Source organism: Acaryochloris sp. IP29b_bin.148 (assembly GCF_028285565.1).
In the GTDB taxonomy this organism is placed as follows: Bacteria; Cyanobacteriota; Cyanobacteriia; order Thermosynechococcales; family Thermosynechococcaceae; genus Acaryochloris.
In genome coordinates, this window is sequence record NZ_JANQOY010000047.1 from 1 (window position 1) to 21,124 (window position 21,124).

General features: G+C 49.7%; 13 protein-coding genes. 5 read left to right on the forward strand and 8 right to left on the reverse strand.

The window, feature by feature from the left end; all coding sequences use genetic code 11:
- Positions 1–524 precede the first annotated feature (524 nt).
- From Q0986_RS05050 to Q0986_RS05060, 3 genes are all read left to right on the forward strand, one after another.
- Positions 525–2,864, forward strand: a complete 2,340-nt coding sequence (locus tag Q0986_RS05050) for a substrate-binding domain-containing protein (protein WP_299405126.1) — start codon at positions 525–527, stop codon at positions 2,862–2,864.
- A 473-nt stretch (positions 2,865–3,337) separates the two neighbouring features.
- On the forward strand, positions 3,338–4,954 hold the full coding sequence (locus Q0986_RS05055) for a DUF3747 domain-containing protein (protein WP_299405129.1): 1,617 nt from the start codon (positions 3,338–3,340) through the stop codon (positions 4,952–4,954).
- Between the two features lie 21 nt (positions 4,955–4,975).
- Positions 4,976–6,529 carry a pitrilysin family protein gene (locus Q0986_RS05060; RefSeq protein ID WP_366918519.1) on the forward strand — a complete coding sequence of 518 codons (1,554 nt, stop codon included), beginning with the start codon at positions 4,976–4,978 and terminating at the stop codon, positions 6,527–6,529.
- Between the two features lie 24 nt (positions 6,530–6,553).
- On the opposite strand, the gene Q0986_RS05065 is transcribed toward Q0986_RS05060, so the two are convergent.
- The 4 genes from Q0986_RS05065 to Q0986_RS05080 form a co-directional block, all read right to left on the reverse strand.
- Positions 6,554–6,952, reverse strand: a complete 399-nt coding sequence (locus Q0986_RS05065) for a tetratricopeptide repeat protein (protein WP_299405133.1) — start codon at positions 6,950–6,952, stop codon at positions 6,554–6,556.
- The gene (locus tag Q0986_RS05070) at positions 6,945–8,477 is read right to left on the reverse strand and encodes a site-2 protease family protein (protein WP_299405138.1); all 1,533 of its coding nucleotides are present in this window, start codon (positions 8,475–8,477) and stop codon (positions 6,945–6,947) included. The genes Q0986_RS05065 and Q0986_RS05070 overlap by 8 nt, the downstream gene beginning before the upstream one ends.
- Positions 8,478–8,495: 18 nt before the next feature.
- The gene (locus Q0986_RS05075; protein ID WP_299405142.1) at positions 8,496–9,752 is read right to left on the reverse strand and encodes a VWA domain-containing protein; all 1,257 of its coding nucleotides are present in this window, start codon (positions 9,750–9,752) and stop codon (positions 8,496–8,498) included.
- A gap of 279 nt (positions 9,753–10,031) precedes the next feature.
- Positions 10,032–11,045 carry a GntR family transcriptional regulator gene (locus Q0986_RS05080; protein WP_299405146.1) on the reverse strand — a complete coding sequence of 338 codons (1,014 nt, stop codon included), beginning with the start codon at positions 11,043–11,045 and terminating at the stop codon, positions 10,032–10,034.
- 180 nt (positions 11,046–11,225) lie between these two features.
- Here Q0986_RS05080 and Q0986_RS05085 point away from each other — a divergent pair, with 180 nt between their 5' ends.
- Positions 11,226–11,960, forward strand: coding sequence for a dienelactone hydrolase family protein (locus tag Q0986_RS05085; protein WP_299405149.1), 735 nt, complete (start codon positions 11,226–11,228; stop codon positions 11,958–11,960).
- Positions 11,961–11,975: 15 nt separating this feature from the next.
- Here the strand turns inward: Q0986_RS05085 and Q0986_RS05090 are convergent, their stop codons facing one another.
- Positions 11,976–14,012, reverse strand: a complete 2,037-nt coding sequence (locus Q0986_RS05090; protein WP_299405153.1) for an Rne/Rng family ribonuclease — start codon at positions 14,010–14,012, stop codon at positions 11,976–11,978.
- Between the two features lie 483 nt (positions 14,013–14,495).
- Entirely contained in the window at positions 14,496–15,248 is a 753-nt protein-coding gene (cobS, locus tag Q0986_RS05095) for an adenosylcobinamide-GDP ribazoletransferase (RefSeq protein WP_299405156.1), read from the reverse strand.
- Positions 15,249–15,569: 321 nt separating this feature from the next.
- Between cobS and Q0986_RS05100 the strand changes: the two genes are divergently transcribed.
- A complete protein-coding gene (locus Q0986_RS05100) occupies positions 15,570–17,819 on the forward strand; it encodes a transglycosylase domain-containing protein (protein ID WP_299405161.1) in 2,250 nt (749 codons plus the stop codon).
- 156 nt (positions 17,820–17,975) lie between these two features.
- Here Q0986_RS05100 and Q0986_RS05105 read toward each other — a convergent pair whose 3' ends face one another.
- Positions 17,976–19,388 carry a DEAD/DEAH box helicase gene (locus tag Q0986_RS05105; protein WP_299405165.1) on the reverse strand — a complete coding sequence of 471 codons (1,413 nt, stop codon included), beginning with the start codon at positions 19,386–19,388 and terminating at the stop codon, positions 17,976–17,978.
- 357 nt (positions 19,389–19,745) lie between these two features.
- Complete coding sequence (gene rimO, locus Q0986_RS05110; protein ID WP_299405169.1) at positions 19,746–21,074, reverse strand: 30S ribosomal protein S12 methylthiotransferase RimO; 1,329 nt, start codon at positions 21,072–21,074, stop codon at positions 19,746–19,748.
- Between the last annotated feature and the right edge of the window lie 50 nt (positions 21,075–21,124).

Consider the following 21,124-nt stretch of genomic DNA (forward strand, 5'->3'; position numbering starts at 1 on the left):
CGCACTGGGCGTTACCCAGCAAGTCTGGTCTTTCGAGAGCCCGGACTTTCCTCAGGCTTGCGATCGCAAGCCCGCAACCACCTACTCCTACTCTTCCCTTTCTACACAGTCTACACAGATTGATGCGTTTCATCAGCAACCCACTCGCTTCCTCTACCGAATTGAACCGTAACGGGGTGAATCTTAAATTCTTGACAAGCAACTGGCATTCACTTGAGAAAACCTTAAAAATAACGGTGATTTCACAAGACTATGCATAAAGTTGTGATTAGCGGCATACGCCCATATCAGTCAGCCCAAGCTTTCCTTAAACCCATGTTTCTCGCGGCAGCCGCCACTTGATTTCTAGGGAGCAGCTTCTAGCCCACACCACTCATATTGGACTGCTACATGGCATTTTCGAATGTCCGAGCCTAAAATGTGCCTGCTGGTTGTTGTGAGAATAAAGCGTTTGCCCACACAGAGTAAGCCACTCCAAAGCAACCTATCAAAACCGTCTACTCATCGTGCAGGAGGCCAAGTGCATGCAACTCGAACGATCTACTCCAGTGTCCACTGTCGCGATGGTCGTCACTTTAGGCGTTTCCTCATCCTTCCTTTTAGTTGAATCTCAGTTCACTGTAGGTTTGGCCCAACAGTCCCCAGCTACCCAAACCATCAAGATTGACAACTTAACGCGCATGGCTCCTATCAATCAGGCGCTCAAGCAGCAATATGAAACCCAATCCTCTGATACAACCATTGAGATTAAGCCCCAACAGTCTGATTCAGGCCTGCAATCTCTTCAGAACAAACAGGCTGATTTAGCTGCAATTAGCCGTCTTTTGACGGACGACGAAAAATCACAAGGGCTAGTCCAAATCCCTGTCACCCGGGAAAAAATTGCCATTGTTATCGGCACAGACAATGCCTTTGCGAAAGGATTGACGATTGACCAGGTCGTTAAAATCTTTCGGGGGGAAATTACAGATTGGTCACAACTAGGGGGCAAACCTGGTCCCATTCGAGTGATTCATCGTCCCATTGCTAACAATCTCCAAGGGACACTGCAAACTTATGACTTGTTTCGGCAGGCGACCTTTGAAGCAGGTGGTAATACCACTCAATTGGATGAAGACAGTGTGCCAGCACTCACCGCTGAATTAGGTTCAGACGGGATTAGTTATGCCCTAGCTAGTCAAATCTTGGATGCTAAGGGTGTCCGTCCGGTTTCTATGTACAATACTCTGCCGGACGATCCAAAGTATCCCTTCTCTCAGCCCTTCACCTATGTTTATCAAGGGCAGCCCAGTCCCTCTACTGAATCGTTTCTGAACTATGTGGCCTCAGATCAAGGCCAACAAGCAATTACTGAAGCCAAAACTCAACCGGCTACATTCCGCACGCCAGATGCAAACAGTTCAGCCAACTCCTCGGCTGGTAATTCAGGTACAACGACTTCGCCGAGTTCGCAGTCTACAGATAATCCTGAGAACGATACATCTGGGCAAACTAGCTCTTCTAGCAACACCTCTGACACCAATACTTCGGCCCCAGATGCCTCAACGGATACTTCAGGTGACGCGTCCGATACTTCAGGTGACGCGCAAGGCGACAATGGCTTGGGATGGTTACCAATTGGATTGATGATTTTAGTGGCTGGGGGAATTGCTGGAGGAATTCTCAAGACAATGCTCTCAAAGCGCAAGCCCAAAGCGCCACCTAGACCTGCACCCAATTATGCTGAGAAAATTCGGCCCACCAGGATACAGGGGTCCTCAACTCAATTACAAGACCCTCCAGACAGCCCATCTTCCCCTTCTCTGCCCACAGCAGAACCAGGCAGCTCCCTTTCCCCGGAGAATATCGCGTTGGGAGCAGCGGCTGGCGCTGCCGCTGCCGGGGCAGCAGAAACTGCCTCTCAATTAGCGTCAGAAGAGGAATCGCAACCACTAGAAAGAGTGGATATCACGTCTCAAGAGCTACAAGCACAAACCCGCATTCAAAGCCCTAGAACTGAACTACAGGATACGCCCCCACTGGCACGAGAACCACAAACACCTTTACCAGACGCGGCTGTACCCCAATCTTCTGAAAGTATTGATGATCTTGAAAGTATTGATGATCTTGAAAGTATTGATGATCTTGAAAGTGCAACTGCAAGTACCACACAACTCCAAGGCCCAAGCACGACACAGTTACAAGCTCCCAACCCTACGCAAATCCAAGATCCCAACCCCACACAATTACAGGATCCGAGTGCAACTCAACTCCAAGAGCTAAGTACAACTCAACTTCAAGATCCCAACCCCACACAATTACAAGATCCGAGTACAACCCAACTTCAAGATCCAAAACAAACTTGGATTCAAGATCCAAACCCCACACAGTTACAAGATCCGAGTACAACCCAGCTTCAAGATCCAAACCCCACACAGTTACAAGATCCGAGTACAACCCAACTTCAAGATCCAAACCCCACACAGTTACAAGATCCAAGTACAACCCAACTTCAAGATCCAAAACAAACTTGGATTCAAGATCCGAAACAAACTTGGATTCAAGATCCAAACCCCACACAACTCCAAGATCCGAATACAACCCAACTTCAAGATCCAAAGCAGACTTGGATCCAAGATCCAAAACAAACTTGGATTCAAGATCCGAAACAAACTTGGATTCAAGGGAAGGAGTTTGATCAAGATATAGATCCGAGTACAACCCAACTTCAAGATCCAAACCCCACGCAACTCCAAGACTCAAGCCAGACTCAGATTCAAGATCCAAAACAAACTTGGATCCAAGAAGAAGACTTTCCCGAAGGGATGGATCCAAGCCAAACACAACTTCAAGACCCCAAGCAGACCTGGATTCAAGATGATTAAGGCGGGCATATCCCGAGGTTGGGGGAGTTGACTCTGCCCCTCCAAAGCCCTCACTCTCAACGGCTGAATACGCCCGATTAAGGCTTATGATTCAGAAATCGTTAATTTTTGCTTAGAAATAACCTGTTTAACAGAACGTCACTCTCTAGGAGGCCAGATAGGTTTTATCCCTCGCTGTTCTACCAGGAACTTTGTTCTTTGCTCCTTCGACAGAGAGGGAGTAGAACTCTTTTGAAGACTATCCTTTAACAACTGGTTCTGATACTCTATGCAGAGTTAGAAATCGGTCCATATCAGCAAATGTTCTGTTTTATAACTAGGAACGAGAAACTCTCTTTAAAATCCATCTGTTTGAGTTAATCTTGTAAAACTCAAGCTCTAAATGCAGGACTCAATAACACTCTATGCTTAGGTTTGGGCACAATACTCAAAAGAGCATTCATCGTCATCGATAGGGCGCTGGAGACAACCCCATGCATTACTTATCTCTTCATAAGTTGACAGCCTATGCCGCTGCTGCCATTCCTTTTGCCACTACATTGCCAGCCATAGCGGTAGGAGTACCTGAGAAAACGAACACCAATATTTCAGAAAGCAAAAGCATCCCTGCTAACACCTTTGCTGCAACTTTTGGCCAAAAACCTGTTTCCCAAAGTAAATTTGTGGCTGTGGCTGTTCCTCGTGATGGCGGATATTACAACCTGCTCGTACTAGAGCAAATTTCTAGTAGTAAACAATGCTGGAAAGAGCATGGGTCTAGCCCCACAGAAATAGAACCTTTACTGCTTAAATTCGACTTTACGGGAATTTGTGGACGCAGTACGGATAGCAATGGTTATTCGATTCGCCAGGCAGATAAAGACTTAGGGTTAGATTACCAGTTGACCTTGCGAAAGCAGGGGAATGAGCTAGTTTTATTTGGATCGCCTAACTCTCGGCGTGTTGGACCACCCATGGAAATTGGACGTTCGCAGGGGCTTGGTTCTGGCTTACTCAAAATTCACTTGAATTCTGGATGGCGGTTTGCCAAACGCACTTATAACGGCAAGACCTTGGGCCACATTTACTTCAGTACTAACCAAACTGATTTACCTGCTGTTGCAGGACGTCCTTTGTCGCCTCCTCGCCCTTTAGATGAAAGGCGTTCCACCCTTAGGACAGCCAAGGCAATTGATATACCAGTGCCGTCTCCAGGCGCCTCTCGTTCTGAATTTACCTATCGAGTCGTGGTGCAGCCACGTGACGCGGAAGAACAAGATCAGATCAAAGCGTTGGTACCAGATGCATTTCGTTCGTCTTATCAAGGACGCGCAGTGATGCAGGTGGGGCTATTCAACAGTCGCGCAAAAATGGATGGCGTCATCAAGCGACTGAAGCAAAATGATCTTAGACCAGAGGTGATTGAGGATAATCGCACTCAACTTTCCTCCGTTCCGCCCTCTGCGGTTGCCAGTCGGTCTGTTAATATTCCCGTTCCTTCACCCGATAGTGGGCGTCAGTTCCAAGCGGCTGCGCGCCGCTCCGAGAAGCTGTACCGAGTGGTGGTGCAACCGCGAAATTCTAAACAAAAATCTAAAATCAAGTCTCTTGTCCCTGATTCTTTTCGCTCCACCTATCAAGGCAGAGCAGTAATGCAGGTGGGATTATTTGACAATCGCTCTAAGGTGGAGCGCATGGTCAAGCTGATGAAGCGCAATGGCATGAAACCTGAAGTCATCGAAGATAGTCGTCGCCGTTTGAGTTTACGGACCATCCCGGCCAGCGTTGGCGTTTTACCGGTACCTGGATCTAGAATCCCAATGGGGCGCGCTGATGCGGGTTCCGATATCTATAATCTGAGAGCGGGGCTACCTCCAGCGCCTCCCCCCTCATCGGTTGCTTTGGGGTCTCGATATCGGGTGGTGGTGTCTACTTTTAATTCGCGTCAGCGGGCTAAGATCAAAGGCCTGGTTCCAGGTGCCTTTCGGTCCTCTTATCGTGGGCGATCCGTGATCCAAGTTGGTTCTTTTGCCTCTATGCGGGAAGCTCAAGATAGAATGCAACTGATCCGAAAACATGGGATGAACCCGATTTTGGACAAGACTCAATAATCTATCAGACGCTAAAGGAGTATGCGGTTGCCTAGACTCAAGAAAATCGTCCTATTGCTGTTGGTCTTCTGCACCAGCCTAGCCTTCATTAGTGCACCCGTTGGGGCAGAGACGCCAAAGTCTGCTGCTACTGAGGAAAGCCAGTCTATTCAACCCTATTTAGATCGCGTCAAAGAAAAAGTGACGACGTTTCAGTTGAAGAATGGGCTGAAATTTATTGTTCTGGAGCGACACCAAGCCCCCGTTATTGCCTTTCATACCTATGCGGATGTCGGTGGGGCCAATGAACCCGTAGGACAAACGGGCGTGGCCCATTATCTAGAGCATTTGGCTTTTAAAGGAACCCAACGCATTGGCACAACAGACTACAAGGCCGAACAACCTCTCTTGGAACAACAAGATCAGCTATTTGATCAGATTCAAGCGGCAAAAGCTAAAAAAGATGAGCAGACAGTTCAAGCCTTAACGAAAGAGCTGGCGGAAGTTACCCAAAAAGCGGATGCTTTGGTTACCCAAAATGAAATGGGGCAAATCATTGGTCAAGAAGGGGGCGTGGGGTTGAATGCGACTACCTCCTCTGATGCAACGCGATACTTCTATAGTCTGCCTGCTAATAAGCTGGAACTGTGGATGTCTTTAGAGTCGGAGCGCTTCTTGGAGCCTGTTTTTCGGGAGTACTATAAGGAGAAAGACGTCATTCTAGAAGAGCGGCGCTTGCGAACCGATAATTCTCCCATTGGCAAAATGGTCGAGGTCTTTTTGGGAGAAGCCTTTGATGTGCATCCCTATCTGCAACCGGTGATTGGCTATGAGAAGGATCTCCGAAATTTAACCCGTCAGAATGTTCAAGATTTCTTCGATACTTACTATGGACCTGGTAATTTAACCATTGCGATTGTGGGCGATGTTAACCCCAAAGAGGTGAAGCAGTTAGCAGAGACCTACTTTGGTCGCTTTAAGTCGCGATCGCAACCCCCTACCGTCACCCAAGTGGAGCCCCCACAACAAAAAACGAAATCGGTGACCTTAGAACTCAAATCCCAGCCCTGGTATTTAGAAGGCTATCATCGACCTGCCATCAGCGATCCAGACCATGTGATCTATGATTTGATTGCCAGCTTACTTAGTGACGGTCGCACCTCTCGACTCTATAAATCCTTGGTAGAGTCCCAAAAGATTGCCTTGAGTGCAGAGGGATTCAGCGGCTTTCCAGGCGATAAGTATCCGAACCTCATGCTGTTCTATTCCTTAACAGCTCCGGGGCATACGGTGGATGAAGTGGCCACGGCTCTCAAGACGGAGCTAGATCAGCTCAAAACCGAATTGGTGGATATTCAAGATTTAGATCGTTTGAAAACCCAGGCTCGGGCTGGCCTGTTGCGATCGCTCGATTCTAACAGCGGCATGGCCAGACTCTTAACGGAGTACGACGTCAAAACGGGAGATTGGCGGAATTTATTTAGTGAACTAGAAAAGATTGAAGCCGTTACCCCGGAGGATGTTCAACGGGTAGCCCAAGCGACCTTTACCCCCGAAAATCGCACCGTTGGTTATATCTTATCCAAGGGGAAGTAAAGACGAAATCGTAGCTTTGCCAGATTAGTGCAACATTTGCCAGAGTTTTTGGGCTTGGACAAAGCCAGGGGTGATGGCCAGCGCTGCGTTGACTGCTTGCAAGGCTGCGTTAGTCTCCCCCTGTCGCTTTAAAATAATCGCCAAATTATAGTGGGCTAAGGTGTGGATGCTAGCGGGCACTTCTGAACGGTCTGGTAAAGACAGAACTTGTTTGAAAACGATACTCGCTTCCGTTAACTGGTCGGATTCAATCAACGCCAATCCCATATTGGTATAGGGTGGGTCGTAGGTGGGATCAAGCTGAATGGCCTGTTGGTAGGTTTTGATCGCTGCCTCGAATTCCAATTTTAGGTGTAAATTCAACCCTAAATGGAAATAGGCTTCGGCGGACTGAGGTGAGTCTTGCACAATCTGACTAAGCACCAATACCAATACGGCTGGCCAAACTAGGGGATAAGGGCATCAAAATCGCCACCATAATAAACAAGGCGGCTAACCCTAAGGCGGCTCTGGTATCATCCGGTTCCGTTAGCTCATTCAAGCTGGGACGTTCTAAATCTCGCTGCAGCAGCAAGATAATGATGGCCCAATACAGTGCGATCGGGTTGGCTAAAGCAATAATTGCCAACACCACTAAGGTAATCCAGGTTGACACTCGGGCAATCTTGCGTCCATAGATAGATTGAATAATCCGTCCGCCATCTAGGCATCCCGCTGGCATTAAGTTAAGTGCGGTAATAACCAGGCCCATCCAGCCCACACCGACCAAGGGATGCACCAAAACAGTCGCCCCTTGCAACGTATTACCTAAAAAGAGACGGGCTAGCACCCCCACCAAGATCGACCCCTGGAGAAAAGAGATATCGAGCGATAGCACAGGATTTGCCGGGGACAACAGAAACCCTAGAATCAGTAATACCAGGGCAAATAGCCCGCCAACGGCAGGGCCAGCAAAGGCAATATCAAATAGGCTTTGGCGGTTGGGGAGCAGGGATTCAAAGCGATTAAAAACTCCAAAAGAGCCAATCTGCAAGGCCGGGAAGGGGAAGGGCCAGCTTAACTTTACCTGATAGCGCTGGGCCGTAAGGTGATGGCCAACTTCATGGGCCACTAAAACGCCCACTAAGCCTAAGCCGATAGGCAGCGCTTCCGATAAGCGCTCAGGCTGCTCAATTAAGTTGAAGGAGAGTAGAAAGGCCCCCGCAATCAGACAAGACCCAACCGTGGCCACACTGAGAATGGCAGCAAAGAGTTGTTGAGTCCACCCACCTACTTTCGGATCATTGCGTCTCGGCAATACAATCACCACAGGTTTCTCATCCGTGTTCTCGACCAGAAACAGTCGGTATTGTTCAGGGATTTTTGACTCTAACCGTTGGCTTAACTGGTGATGAACGGTGGCCGCATCTCCTTTCAGATAGCCCTGAATAATCACGCCATCCTGATACTTCAGGACTTGATTCGGATTGCAAGCAAAGGTCTCCGGACTAAAAATGCTTTGGACAAGCTGAAGATCCTGATCAGAAATGGGCGTAATGCCCTTTTGAGAAATATCAGGCGATGCAGAAGGCTGGCCGTTGGGTTCGGATGGTTCCACCGTATTGGAGGATGGATCGCCTTGGGAGACCTCGAGTGGGGAAACAGAGGGAGGAGAAGGGCGTGTTTCTTGACCTGCCAGATCTTGACTCGCTAGATAACGGAGCCGTCTGCCCAAGGCAATATAGACACCGATAGACACCACAACAATCACCAGAATGCTGGCCACATTCAACGTGATGCCAAAATTAAGCAGTCCAAACATCAGGAGCCATGGCCCCATCAGGGCAATGGACTGTAGCCAGGACAATAGGCCCAGTTTTCCCATCGATCGGGCGCGCTTAAAGCCCAATCCTAGAATCACAAAAGCGGCCAAAAACAGTAAGGCAGTTGTGGCGTCGTAGTTGGACATAGCTGGTAGTAAAGATTATCAGGGTGCCTGTAAGGTGGTTTTGGAGACAATGCGAGTCTTTTTGCGATCGCGTTCCGATAACGTTTCCCCCTTCTGTAATCGGGTGGCACTACCCTGCAAGATAGTCGCCGCATTTTCATCCCCCATTTGTAAGGCCGTATTCGCCGCCATTTGCAACATTGTCGCAGCCCCGGCGCGATCGCCTGCCTGCAATTTGGTTTCTGCAATTTGAGTCTGACGGTACTTGGCTAAGGCTAAGATATTTTGCTGTACTTCAGGATTCGTCGCGGGTTGGTATGTCTCAGTGACTTCGATTTCAATCGGCATTTTTTCAGATAGCACATCCCTTTGGCCTACCGCAGGATTATCATATCGGACTTGGATCGTAGCAATGGTTTGCCGACCCGGTGGCAGTTGATCAATATAGAGATTGGCCAAGACCGTCCGCTGCATTTTCGTCATCAGATCGCCCAGGCGAATCACCGCTAAATCGCCGTCTTGAGCAATTGGTAACTCCACCGTTTCTGGGGTGACCTGAGCCACCGGTTTTAGATTGGCTAACCGGACGCCCGGGCTGAGGGTGATGAGGAAATGGGCATTGGTCAAACTGACAGTCTCAATCCGAGTAAACAGCTGATTAAAGACCTCCACGGCATTATCCGGTTTCTCGATAAAAGACAGACTGCCCCCACCCGCATCGGCGATACCTTCCAGCACATCTTCATTCCAATGACTGCCAAACCCCAAGGTATTGAGCGTGATATTGTATCCGGCAGCCAATTCGGCAAATTGCTGGCAGCGCTGATTATTCCCATGCTCATTTTCACCATCGGTGAGCAAAAAAGCTTGGGAAATCGTGTCTTGCTTGCCCACCGCTAGCTCTTCAATCCCTAACTTCATGCCATCGTCAATGGCAGTGCCCCCTTTGGGTTCTAGCCGTTGAATCAAGGCTTTAATTTGTTCTGGATCCTCCACCAATTGATTGGGAATCAGCACCTTGGCATGGTGGTCAAAGGCGACAACGGAAATGCGATCGCCGGGATTGAGTCGATCGACGATGCTTTGAGCGGCTTCTTTTACCGTAATTAAAGGCCGTCCAGACATCGAGCCACTATGGTCCAAAATCAGACATAAGTTTAAGGGTGCATGCCGCCCTCCTGCGCCCAGCTCTGTCTCGTTAACCGCAGATACGGCAATAGATAACTGACGTTGTTGCGTTTCTTGGGATGCGTCTAGATGGTTATCATTGAGGGCCAGACTAAGGCTGACGTTCATAAATTTATGTCTCTTAATGCAATCGCGATTCTGGTCACTTCTGGAAGCTGAATTCAGTCTAACGATTTTCGTGAATACCCAGCAGCAGGAACCCTTTACTCCCTTATCCTAACCTCAAGCCCACTGCTGAGCCTCTTCTACGGCAAAATGATGGTTTCAGCCCACACCAGAATCAAGATTTCAGCTTACCCTGCCCTTCTGTGATCTTGGCGACTCTCAATGGAGTTTTAAGGGGGAACATAGCAGATCCCATATCCGTTAGCAGGTGAACAGAAACGGTTATGCCGAGGAATCTTCTAGCCCCAACTCTCGCTGAAGCAATTCAATGGACTGAGGATCGATGTAATTGCGACAGCAGACAATTTTGGGGAGTCGAATCAGATCGGGTTCAGCGGCCAGAACGGCGGCCTTTAAGGCGTCACAACTGGCTTGATCACTAATGATGGTCTGGGCATGGCGGATCACTGCATTTAATTTATAGGTGTCCTTGCATTCCGCACTCATCACATAAATATCTTCGCCTCGCAGGCTATAAATCATCACTTCAGCAACGCCTAAAGTACCCGGACTCAGGCTAACCAGCCCTAATCGACTTCCTTCGGGCAAAGCTTTAATCAGTTCGAGTTCCTCTGAATAATCATAAATATCGATGGGAATAATCCGAAAAACCTTCGGATCCTTGCGCTTGGCTTGCACAGCCTCCAAGATCTCTTCCGCTTGTGTGGCAAAGTAACGAACCGTTAATACCGTTGCCGCTTTGCGGGCCTTCAAATGGTTGGCTAAATCCTCTAAACCCACCAACTGAATGGGAATCGAGAGGGCTTGCTGGAGTTCTTGCACCATAATTTCGCCGGCGCCCCAATCGTGCTGAGGCACCGTGATAATGACACGAGTGCTGGCTCGGAGCCGCTCCGTAATGGCATTCAGAAACAGTTCTTCCACCTGTTTGAGGGTATAGCCTCGTTGCAAAAAACCGTCCAGACTTTGCTCGATCAGTTCAGGGACGGGGGTGGCGGTTTCTTCTTCGGTGATCGGTAAGGACTCTTGGCCCAAGGTCCGAACATAAATGCCTGATCCAACCTGAGCTTCCACAAACCCGGCTGTTTCTAGCCGTTCATACACCTTACTAATGGTGTTCCGGTGCAGCCCCGTTTGCATGGCAAGCTGTCGAGTACTGGGCAATCGATAGCCCGGTGGAAATTGCCGAGATGCGATCGCAAAACACACTTGATTAAATAACTGTGTTGAAGCCGGAATCTCACTATCAGGCTGAATCGTGAACTGGACCATCATAGGTCAAGAAGTAATGATAAAGCAGCAATCCCTCTATCATAGGAGCTGAAGAGAACCATTGACAGATGAAATTCAGTCAAGTCAGCACCAGGTCGTGAAGGGACAGGTTAAGCAGTCTGCCTCTTTCAAAAAAGCAGGCATTCCCGGACACTAGACATAACCTGATTGTGGGGAAGCGCTGTGATACCGATTCAAACCGACACTGTAACCATTGCCAATGGTGATTTACAAATTGAGGCCTATTTAGCTCAGCCGCAGGCTCAGGAAATCTGGCCCGGTATTATCGTTTTCCAGGAGGTCTTTGGCGTCAATGCCCATATTCGGACCGTAACCGAACGGATCGCCCAGCTCGGGTATGTTGCCATTGCGCCCGCCCTCTATCAGCGTCAGGCCCCTGGTTTTGCAGTGGGCTATACCTCTGCTGATTTAGACCAAGGCAGAACCTATAAGAACCAAACCACTGCCGCTGAACTCCTCAGTGACATTCGAGCCACACTGGCCTATCTCAAGCAGAAAAGCAATGTCAAAGCGGCCTTTGGCACCATTGGGTTTTGTTTTGGGGGGCATGTTGCCTATCTGGCTGCAACTTTACCCGAGATTCAAGCCACCGCATCACTGTATGGCGCTGGCATTGCAACCATGACGCCAGGCGGCGGTGCTGCCACCCTCAGTCTTACCCCTCAAATCCAGGGAGTTGTCTACGCCTTTTTCGGAACCCAGGATACTCTAATTCCACTGACAGAGGTCGAGCAAGTCAGAACAGCACTGTCAACTCACCAAATTCACCATCAGATCTTTACCTATCCCGCCGATCATGGTTTCTTTTGTGATCAGCGGGCAAGTTACCAACCCGAAGCAGCTGCACAAGCTTGGCAACAGATTCAACACCTCTTTCGTCAAACCTTAGTAGGCTAGGGGATCCGTCTTCTCTCAGGTCTCTTCTCCCGATTGTAAAGATAATTGTTTAGCCGATGACGCTGACGAACGACGACGGCGACGACGTGTCGAGGGGGTACGCTTCTTTTCAACAGCAGCTTGCTCAGCTTGCTCAGCCTCAGCAGAGGATTCTTGAGCCGCAGGAGGCGCTTCAGCCGCTGGTGTGGGAACCGGAATTTCCTCTTGAATGGGTTCAGGCAGTTTATCTACTGGGCTTTGAGCCTTAACTTTCGTCTTAACGGGTGTCTTAACGGGCGTTTTTGAGGGCTGCTCTCCGGGTGCCAGAATTTCAACAATGGCTGATTTAGGCTTCTTTACTTCTCCTGAGAATAAAACAGCAGGAGAAATCCCCATAAAAGCATAGATATCTTGCTCTTCTGGCGTCATTGTCACAGATATCACCTCTGGCGGTGCATCTTGACGCTGGCGAGAATTACTGGAACGGCTACGGGAACGCTCACTGACACCATTTTTCCCTGAACCATTGGTGTCACTCGTGGGTTTGACAGACTTCGCATCAGAGGACGGCGATCCCTGGCGAATGATGCGGGGACTTAAGGATTCGCGGGCAAGATTATCTCCCAAGCGCGAACGCCGCCGCCGCCGCCGATTGCCCCGTTCTTGGTAGCTGGGATGATTGGTTAAATCCAGTTCTTGCAAATCTTCGGTGGGATCTAAATGCAGCTTTCCACCCAATGTTGCTGATATTCCAGGCAGCGGCACGCCCGAGGTCCCTGCTGGCGTGGGTTTGCTGCTTTCAGACCATTCCAATTCACCCACCGTGGGCTTAGCTTCACCAGGTAGGTGGACCAAATGCCCTAAGCCGCCACAAGCCGGGCAAGGCGTACCAAATAACTCATAAATATTTTGTCCTTGACGTTTGCGAGTCAGTTCGACGAGACCTAATTCAGAGAGTTGGGCAATTTGAGGGCGCGCTTTATCTGCTTTCAGCGCTTTGTTGAAATGTTCTAAGACTTGCAGTTGATCACGGCGAGAATCCATATCAATGAAGTCAATGATAATGACACCGGCAATATTGCGTAGACGGAGTTGGCGAGCAATTTCGGCTGCGGCCTCACAATTAGTCCACAAAACGGTTTCCCGGGCTGTAGCGGAGCGAGTAAAGGAACCGGAGTTGACATCAACAACCGTCAGGGCCTCGGTTTTCTCAATAATGATGTACCCTCCCGACGGCAGATCAACCCTTGGTTTTAAGGCTTCCCGAATGGCAGCATTGACGCGAAAATACTCCAAGATTGAGGTTGAATCCCGATGTTGATCAACCAGGACCCCTTGCGGCAGTTTGTTGGTATTATTCCAATTCACTAAATGTTGCTTGACTCGTTTGAGGCCTGGGGCAGAGTCGACCACAATCCGATTGACATTGCTGCTATAAACATCCCGGAGCACCCTTTGAATAAAATCAGTGTCTCGATCCAAAAGTGCGGGGGCACGAGTAGAGGCGGCTTGTTGCTGCACACTTTCCCATTGCCGCTGCAGGAGTTCTAAATCTTCAATGATGGCCTCTTCCGCCACTCCTTCAGCTTCAGTGCGGACCAGCAATCCCATCCCAGAGGGTTTAATTAAAATGCCTAAGGCTCGCAGACGGCTGCGTTCATCTTCGGCGCGAATGCGGCGGGATAAATTGACTCCACGTCCTGAGGGCATCAATACCAAATAGCGTCCAGGTAAAGAAATATTGCCAGTGAGCCGCGGACCTTTGGTACCCGTGGGCTCTTTCATAATTTGGACGAGTACTTTTTGTTGAGGCGCTAATAACTCGGTGATTGCCCCAGAGTTGCGTTTTAAGCGAACCGGTCCTAGGTCGCTGACATGGATAAATCCATTGCGCTCTGCATCTCCAATATTGACAAAGGCTGCATCAATTCCAGGTAATACATTTTCGACTATACCTAGATAAATATCTCCGACTTGATGGCTACCAGTGGCAACGATGAGTTCTTGGATTTGATCTTCTGAAAAAACGGCAGCAATCCGATGCTGCTCGGCAATAACGATTTGCTTGGGCATTCAAATTCCTCAAAAAAATTGAGCCCGCAGACCACAGGTTGCAGGTCTGGGCTTAACTCGTAATAACAAAAGCGATGTTGGGTCTTGGCGGTTCAAGAGTGTAGTAGGGAAACGGGATTGATATTGGAAACTAATCGTAGATTTGTTACCAGAAAATGGAAAGATTTTTTGAGAAGATTTTAGATCTCCCCACCAGAAGAGTGAATTCTTGGTGTTTCTAGAGATAAAAGTAGCGAGAATCTTTACAAAGGATTGGGCAAGACCGACAGGATCACACCTTGGTTTGGTGGTCATGCCCCCAGCCAATCCTCAACCAGCAACAGGGTTAACGCTTGCTAAATTCCTATGCTCTTCCTGAAGGAAGTTCAAATTCAGAAATCTATGGGCGCAACACTGTTAGAAAGCTTCTATTGAGAAGCATTATAGCGTGGAGTCTCGGTTATGCTCACACTTAACCTATGCAATTTTGACAAGGAGGGCTAGTTACACTAGCGTCAAACAACACAGGATTAATGCTTCAGTCCATTCTACGATGGCACCGTAGACATCGCCAGTCATCCCTCGAAATTGTCGATAAAACCAGTAACTGATGCCGACGGCGAAGGCACTTCCACTTAGGATACCCCATAGCAGGGCTGGCCAAACGCTGGGTTGCCAATAATAGGGGTAGAGTCCTGTCGCTAGCAGACAGAGGCCACTCGGCCATAAATCTCCCATCCCTTGGAAGGAAGCGGTATGGAAAGCCCCTTTCCCCTCTGGTTTGAGGTAAGGATAGGTGGCAATCGCAATTACCTGAGCGATACGTCCCCACACCATTGCTGTGATCAGAGCAGGTAAATGCGGGGTGGATAGATCGGTGAGCGCACACACTTTAAGCAGAATGACGAGACTCCCTGCCATGACGCCGAAGGCTCCGGTGCGGCTATCGGCCATGACCGATAACCGCTGATCGCGATCCATTACGGCTAAACCATCGGCAGTATCCAACACGCCGTCTAGATGCAGTCCACCCGTCAAACCAATCCAGAGGGCCACCACTAAGACACTACGAGTAAGGGCAGGCATATGTCCCCAAGTCAGCCCTAAATCCAGGGCCCCCAGGCTAAATCCTAAGAGCAGTCCAATCAGCGGCGACCACCGAGCAATACGATTCAATTCTAAGGTCCATGCGGAAGGCAGGGGAATGCAGGTATAAAATGCGATCGCACCCCCAATTTGCTTGAGCATTTGTTTCATAGAATTCCACTCCATTAGCAAGAAAGGCAGCGATCGGCAGTGTAAGGAACCGTTAGCCCTATCGACGCTAGACTCCCTGTTGGCAAGACATACGAGGGCTGTAGCCAAACGTTGAGAGCTCAGCATTGTTGGGATAAATGCCAAAAAACTTGGCCAGATTGTTGATGTTTTTGGAGGAGGTCTCAAAAATGGCTGAGATTGAACTTTTATCCAGAATGTAGATTATTTGGTGACATTGCGTTAAATTAGGTCCCAAGTTGGCAGGGTCTAGTGATCGTGAAGCTGATCCAAGCATTACTTCTAGCGTAAGAGGGGCATGACGTGGTTAAACAAATTTCAGAAACTCGTTCTGCCCATGCCACAACGACCGCTTCGCCGTCGAAGGCTCCGCCCTCTAGAGGCAAGTCTAGCAAAACCCAGCAGCAGTCACGGGTCCATCTAGAGCCGGTTCCAGAGTCTACGGCCAGTCTCCGTAAAAAGTTAAAGGACAAACACCGTCACCTTAAACAGCAAGAAAAGCAAAAAAAACAAGCCCAACGCCACAAAGCCAAACAGAAATCACGTCGGCCTACCTCTAAGCGATCGCATCAGCTTGCAGAGGCAAAAGTTGCGATTACCCGCACATCCACTCCCCCAGGACAACGGGTAAAACGCTCACTACGTTTTCTCCGACGATTGGGAATGGCTGCAGGTATCACCGGAGTTGCCTGTGGAGGCGGATGGGTTGCCCTAGAAATGAGCCTCCCGGATACGACCCACTTAGTAGCGGAGACCCGTCAACAAGGCGGAACGCTGACCTTAAAATCTGCCGATGGCAGTGTTTTATTCCAAAGTGGACCTGCTAGTCGTCAAACAGTCAGCATTCAGCAGATCCCTCAACAGCTGCAGGATGCCTTTATTGCCACGGAGGATCGGCGTTTTTTTGAGCATGATGGCATTGATAGCCAGGGAATTTTGCGGGCCATGGCCACCAATCTTTTGTCAGGAGAAGTGGTGGAAGGCGGGAGTACGATCACCCAACAACTGGCCCGCACCACTTATTTAAATCAAGAGCGTTCAATTCTCCGCAAGTTAAAGGAAGCCCGCTTATCGCAAAAAATTGAAGCTCAGTTATCCAAAGCAGAAATCTTAGAAAGATACCTGAACCAGGTGTATCTCGGCAGCGGTGCCTATGGGATAGCAGATGCGGCTTGGGTCTATTTCGGCAAGTCGCTCGATCAGCTTAATTTACAGGAAAGTGCCACCTTGGCCGGCTTGCCTGCAGCCCCCAGCCTGTATTCGCCGTTGCAGAATCCGCAAGTGGCTCGCGAGCGGCGGAATCTGGTGTTAGAGCGGATGCTTCGAACTCAGGCCATTACTGCTGAAGCCGCTGAAGCCGCAAAACAGGCCCCCATGGTATTGAACGCTCAGCTGGCTCCCAATGCTGAAGATCAAAGTCCTTACTTTTCGGCCTATGTGCAACATCAATTGCAGCAGATTTTACCCAAGCACGTTGTGGCCCAAGGTGGGCTAACCATTGACACCACCTTAAACCTGAAATGGCAAAAGTCAGCGGCCAAGACCATTAAAAATGTGGTGTATCACGAGGGCTATACGCAGCGATTTGATCAGGCGGCTTTGGTGTCTCTTGATCCCCGCAATGGCGAAATCAAGACGATGGTCGGGGGCAGCGAGTTTGAACAGTCTCAATTTAACCGAGTAACACAGGCCCAGCGCCAGCCTGGATCAACCTTTAAGGTGTTTGTGTATGCAGCTGCGATCGCATCCGGTCTCTCCCCCCATGATGGGTTTCGGGATGTCCCCTTTATTGTCGATGGCTATCAGCCCAAAAATTATCAGCATACCTATAAGGGCTGGATGTCCATGACCCAAGCGCTGAGTAAATCAGCCAATGTCCCCGCCGTCAGAGCTTTGATTGACGTGGGCTATGAACCCACCATTCACTTAGCCCGTGAATTAGGGATTCAATCTCCCCTCCAGTCCTACTACTCAACGGCTTTAGGGGCCAATGAAGTTTCTTTAATGGAGTTAACCCGCGCCTATGGGGCGATTGCGGCCCAAGGGTATCGCACCCAACCCCACGGCATTCGTACCGTTACCAATCGGCAAGGAGAGGTGCTCTATCAGTTTCAGCCCCAGAAACAGCGGGCATTGGATTCCAACTCCGCTGCCATTATGACTTGGATGCTGGAGCAGGTGGTGACCTCCGGTACGGGTAAACCGGCCCAAATCGGTCGTCCCGTCGCTGGCAAAACGGGCACCTCCGAAAACAACCGCGATTTATGGTTTGTCGGCTATATTCCCCAACTCGTAACCGGCGTTTGGCTAGGAAATGATGACAACTATCCCACAGTGGGGACAAGTGCCACCGCAGCCTATACCTGGGGACAATTTATGAAGCAGGTGGCGACCGATGTTCCCCTGCAGCGCTTTCCCAAATTGCCGCGCTTAACCAATCGCAAAGGCAGCATTAAAGCTAAGCCAATTCGCCCTCAGCGTCTGCGTAATTTGCCCATGCCCAGCCAGGAGCCAGCCCCCACGGCTAACGCCGAGGAGACTGAATCTGAATAGGGAACGATAACTGCGATAGCCCAAAACACTTCGTTGGCGTATCGCCAGCTCGGATGCAGCTCGTTTTTAAACGGTCTGTACAAACGCAGGCAGGTCTCAAACTCTGACAACATCAAAGCTTTAGCCTAGTCGAGCGAATGGGATATCGGCTTGAGGTTAGGTCGAAGCAGAGATTTCCGAACGGCTAGGATTGTTACGCTTATTCAGCACTGGCTTCGATTTCGATTTGCGAGACCGACCCGAACTTTTGGCCGACCAATCGTCGAGATTGGCCGTAATGGCAGGATAGCGATCAAAGGCCATCTGGAGTGCAGCGGCGGCAATCGTCTGAGTGTCGTAGTCTTCACTCAGTTGAGAAACCGTGGGCAAGAAGGAGGCCAACCGCTCTCCCGTTAAGACACTATGAAGTTCTGTTTGCAACTTCTCTAACCGTCGTCCTTCAATAGCCGATCTCGTTGGGGTGGGGTTGGTGGGAATTTCCTGGCGGATATGCTTCTCAATTTCATGAAGTTTCCAGCGATCTAAGGCATGGACCAGAGAAATAGCCGTTCCTTCGTTCCCAGCTCGGCCCGTTCGACCAATGCGGTGAACATAGCTCTCTACACTATCCGGGGGCTCATAGTTGATCACATGGGAGAGATCATCCACATGCAACCCACGGGCGGCAATATCGGTGGCCACCACCCAGCGAATCCGACGTTGTCGGAATCGATCCAGCAGTCGCTCTCGTTGACTTTGACTCAAATCGCCGTGATATTCATCGGCGCTATAGCCAGCGGTCTGTAGTTGTTGGGTGAGGGTGGCGGCTTCACGCCGAGTCCGCACAAAAATAAGCGCAGATTCAGGATCTTCTAGCTCCAGAACGGCCTGCAGCACGGTGGAACGAGCCCATACCCGAGGCACTCGATAGGCAATTTGATTGATTCGAGTCGGGGCAGCTTTAGGCTGTTCGACGGTGACCGTTACCGGGTCGTTCAAAAACTGCTTAGACAGCTTATAAATTTCAGGTGCCATCGTCGCGGAGAAAAATGCTGTTTTCCGGTGTTCAGGAACCTGACCGAGAATCTTGCGAACATCGGGAATAAATCCCATATTCAGCATCTCGTCCGCTTCATCTAGCACAAACCAGCTCAGTTGATCGAGGATAATTTCTCCCCGGCTGAGCAGATCCAACACCCGACCTGGGGTGCCGACGATAATGTGGGCTCCCCGACGGAGTTGGGAGATTTGTCGGTCAATCGATTGGCCACCGTAGATGGCAACGACTCTCAATGCTCCATTCGCCTTGAACTGGTAGACGGATTCACTGACCTGAACCGCCAGCTCACGGGTGGGCGTCAAAATTAAAGCCTGTGGTGTTTTAATACTGGGATCCAGCTGCTCTAGGATCGGTAGCGAAAAGGCAGCGGTTTTTCCAGTTCCGGTCTGGGCTTGCCCAATAATGTCTCGACCGGCTAACAGATGGGGAATAGCTTCAGCTTGAATTTGAGTGGGGGTTTTAAAACCAAGTGTTTCTAAACAATCAATACGAGTTTGTGAAAGACCAAGTTGACTAAACGAAAGGGTCATGAACTCTCCTAAAGGGTTTTTAAGGGGTACTGCCGCTCGTAAAGATACACACCTGACGAGCAAGGACTGCAGCATCTGAAATCATGACTATCAGTGTCTGCTCGTTCAAGGATGAAGTTAAGTGGTCTAACACCACTCCGTTAGAGTGGCTTCAGCATAGAGGGCAGTGGACAGCCAACAGGTACGAAGTTGGCGATTATACCTAGGATTATGGTTACCTAGTGTTTCTATTCTGCAACAAAGCGTTACAAAATGCACTATAAATCAAGTAATCATGACATTTGGATCGGTACTTCAAGGGATGAATCTGAGTCAAGTGGCGAACTTGAGCCACTTGACTCAATCGAAAAAAGGCAGCTAGATCAGCTCTCCCTGCAAATCATAGGCATCTGCCCCTGTAATTTGCACAGCGGTCATGGATCCTAATCGGGCGCTGGCACGATCGATAGAGGGAGTAATGTAAACCAATCCATCCACATCGGCAGAAAATCGGGCTGAGCGACCAATCAGTTGGCCGGAGCCAGGATGCTCTTGCTCAATTAAGACGGGCACGGTTTTACCCACTTCTTGTTGGTTCTGGTGCCAAGAGATCGGTTGTTGCAAGGCCATCAGGCGATCGCGCCTGGCATCCATCACCGCTTGGGGTACCTGATGGGGTAAATCGCAGGCGGGGGTGCCTTCTTCGGGGGAAAAGGTAAATACCCCCACATGATCAAATTGATGGCGCTGGACAAACTCGCAAAGATGCTCAAAGTGTTCGTCCGTTTCTCCGGGAAAGCCCACAATAAAAGTGGTACGGAGGACAGCCTCAGGCAGAGTGGTTTTGATAGTTTCAATAATCTGATCGTTCACTTGGCCTTGCCAAGGACGATTCATGGCCCGCAGCACTTCTGGATGGGAATGTTGCAGGGGCAAATCCAGATAAGGTAAGACGTTATCCGTTTCCTGAATCGCCGCCATGACCGCTGGGGTTAAACCCGTGGGATAGGCATAGTGCATGCGAATCCAGGGCACATCGACGTTACCTAAAGCCCTGAGCAACTGAGCAAGCTGGGGTTTGCCGTAGATATCAATACCGTAGTTGGTGGTAATTTGGGAAATTAAAATTAGCTCCTGCACCCCTTCGGCAGCCAACTGTTGGGCTTCCGCCACAATGGACTCAATGGAGCGCGATCGCTGTTTGCCTCGCAAATGGGGAATGATGCAAAAGGCGCAGCCATAGTCACAGCCTTCAGCGATCCGCACATAGGCGGTTCCTTCGGTGGTGGTGCGATACCGAGGCACCGTTTCATCGGCAATATAGGTGGGTTCTGGTGATACTTCCTTGACCCGCTCTCCCGCTTCAGCCCGTTGAATCACCTCCACAATCTTGTGATAGTCTCCGGTCCCCACTAGAGCCACGGCTTCGGGCAGTTCTTCTAGCAGCTCTTCTTGAAAATGCTGGGCCATACAGCCGGTAATCACAATTTTCTTATTGGCTTCGGCCAGTTCCACCAGAGTACGCACAGACTCTTCCCGAGCCGCCTGAATAAAGCTACAGGTATTGACAATTACATAGTCAGCGAAGGCTTCATCACTATCGACGGGATAGCCTGCTTCCACCAGCAGGCCCAACATATGTTCAGTATCAACGCGATTTTTTTCACAGCCGAGATGAGCAACGGCGACGGAGGGCGGGTTGGCCATGCAGAATCGATCTAGTTTGGACAAGAATACTTCGTGATCCTATCTTATGA

Coding starts and splice junctions, on each gene's coding strand:
- Q0986_RS05050 (WP_299405126.1), top strand. CDS start 525: ATGCAACTCGAACGATCTACTCCAGTGTCCACTGTCGCGATGGTCGTC.
- Q0986_RS05055 (WP_299405129.1), top strand. CDS start 3,338: ATGCATTACTTATCTCTTCATAAGTTGACAGCCTATGCCGCTGCTGCC.
- Q0986_RS05060 (WP_366918519.1), top strand. CDS start 4,976: ATGCGGTTGCCTAGACTCAAGAAAATCGTCCTATTGCTGTTGGTCTTC.
- Q0986_RS05070 (WP_299405138.1), bottom strand. CDS start 8,477: ATGTCCAACTACGACGCCACAACTGCCTTACTGTTTTTGGCCGCTTTT.
- Q0986_RS05075 (WP_299405142.1), bottom strand. CDS start 9,752: ATGAACGTCAGCCTTAGTCTGGCCCTCAATGATAACCATCTAGACGCA.
- Q0986_RS05080 (WP_299405146.1), bottom strand. CDS start 11,045: ATGATGGTCCAGTTCACGATTCAGCCTGATAGTGAGATTCCGGCTTCA.
- Q0986_RS05090 (WP_299405153.1), bottom strand. CDS start 14,012: ATGCCCAAGCAAATCGTTATTGCCGAGCAGCATCGGATTGCTGCCGTT.
- cobS (WP_299405156.1), bottom strand. CDS start 15,248: ATGAAACAAATGCTCAAGCAAATTGGGGGTGCGATCGCATTTTATACC.
- Q0986_RS05105 (WP_299405165.1), bottom strand. CDS start 19,388: ATGACCCTTTCGTTTAGTCAACTTGGTCTTTCACAAACTCGTATTGAT.
- rimO (WP_299405169.1), bottom strand. CDS start 21,074: ATGGCCAACCCGCCCTCCGTCGCCGTTGCTCATCTCGGCTGTGAAAAA.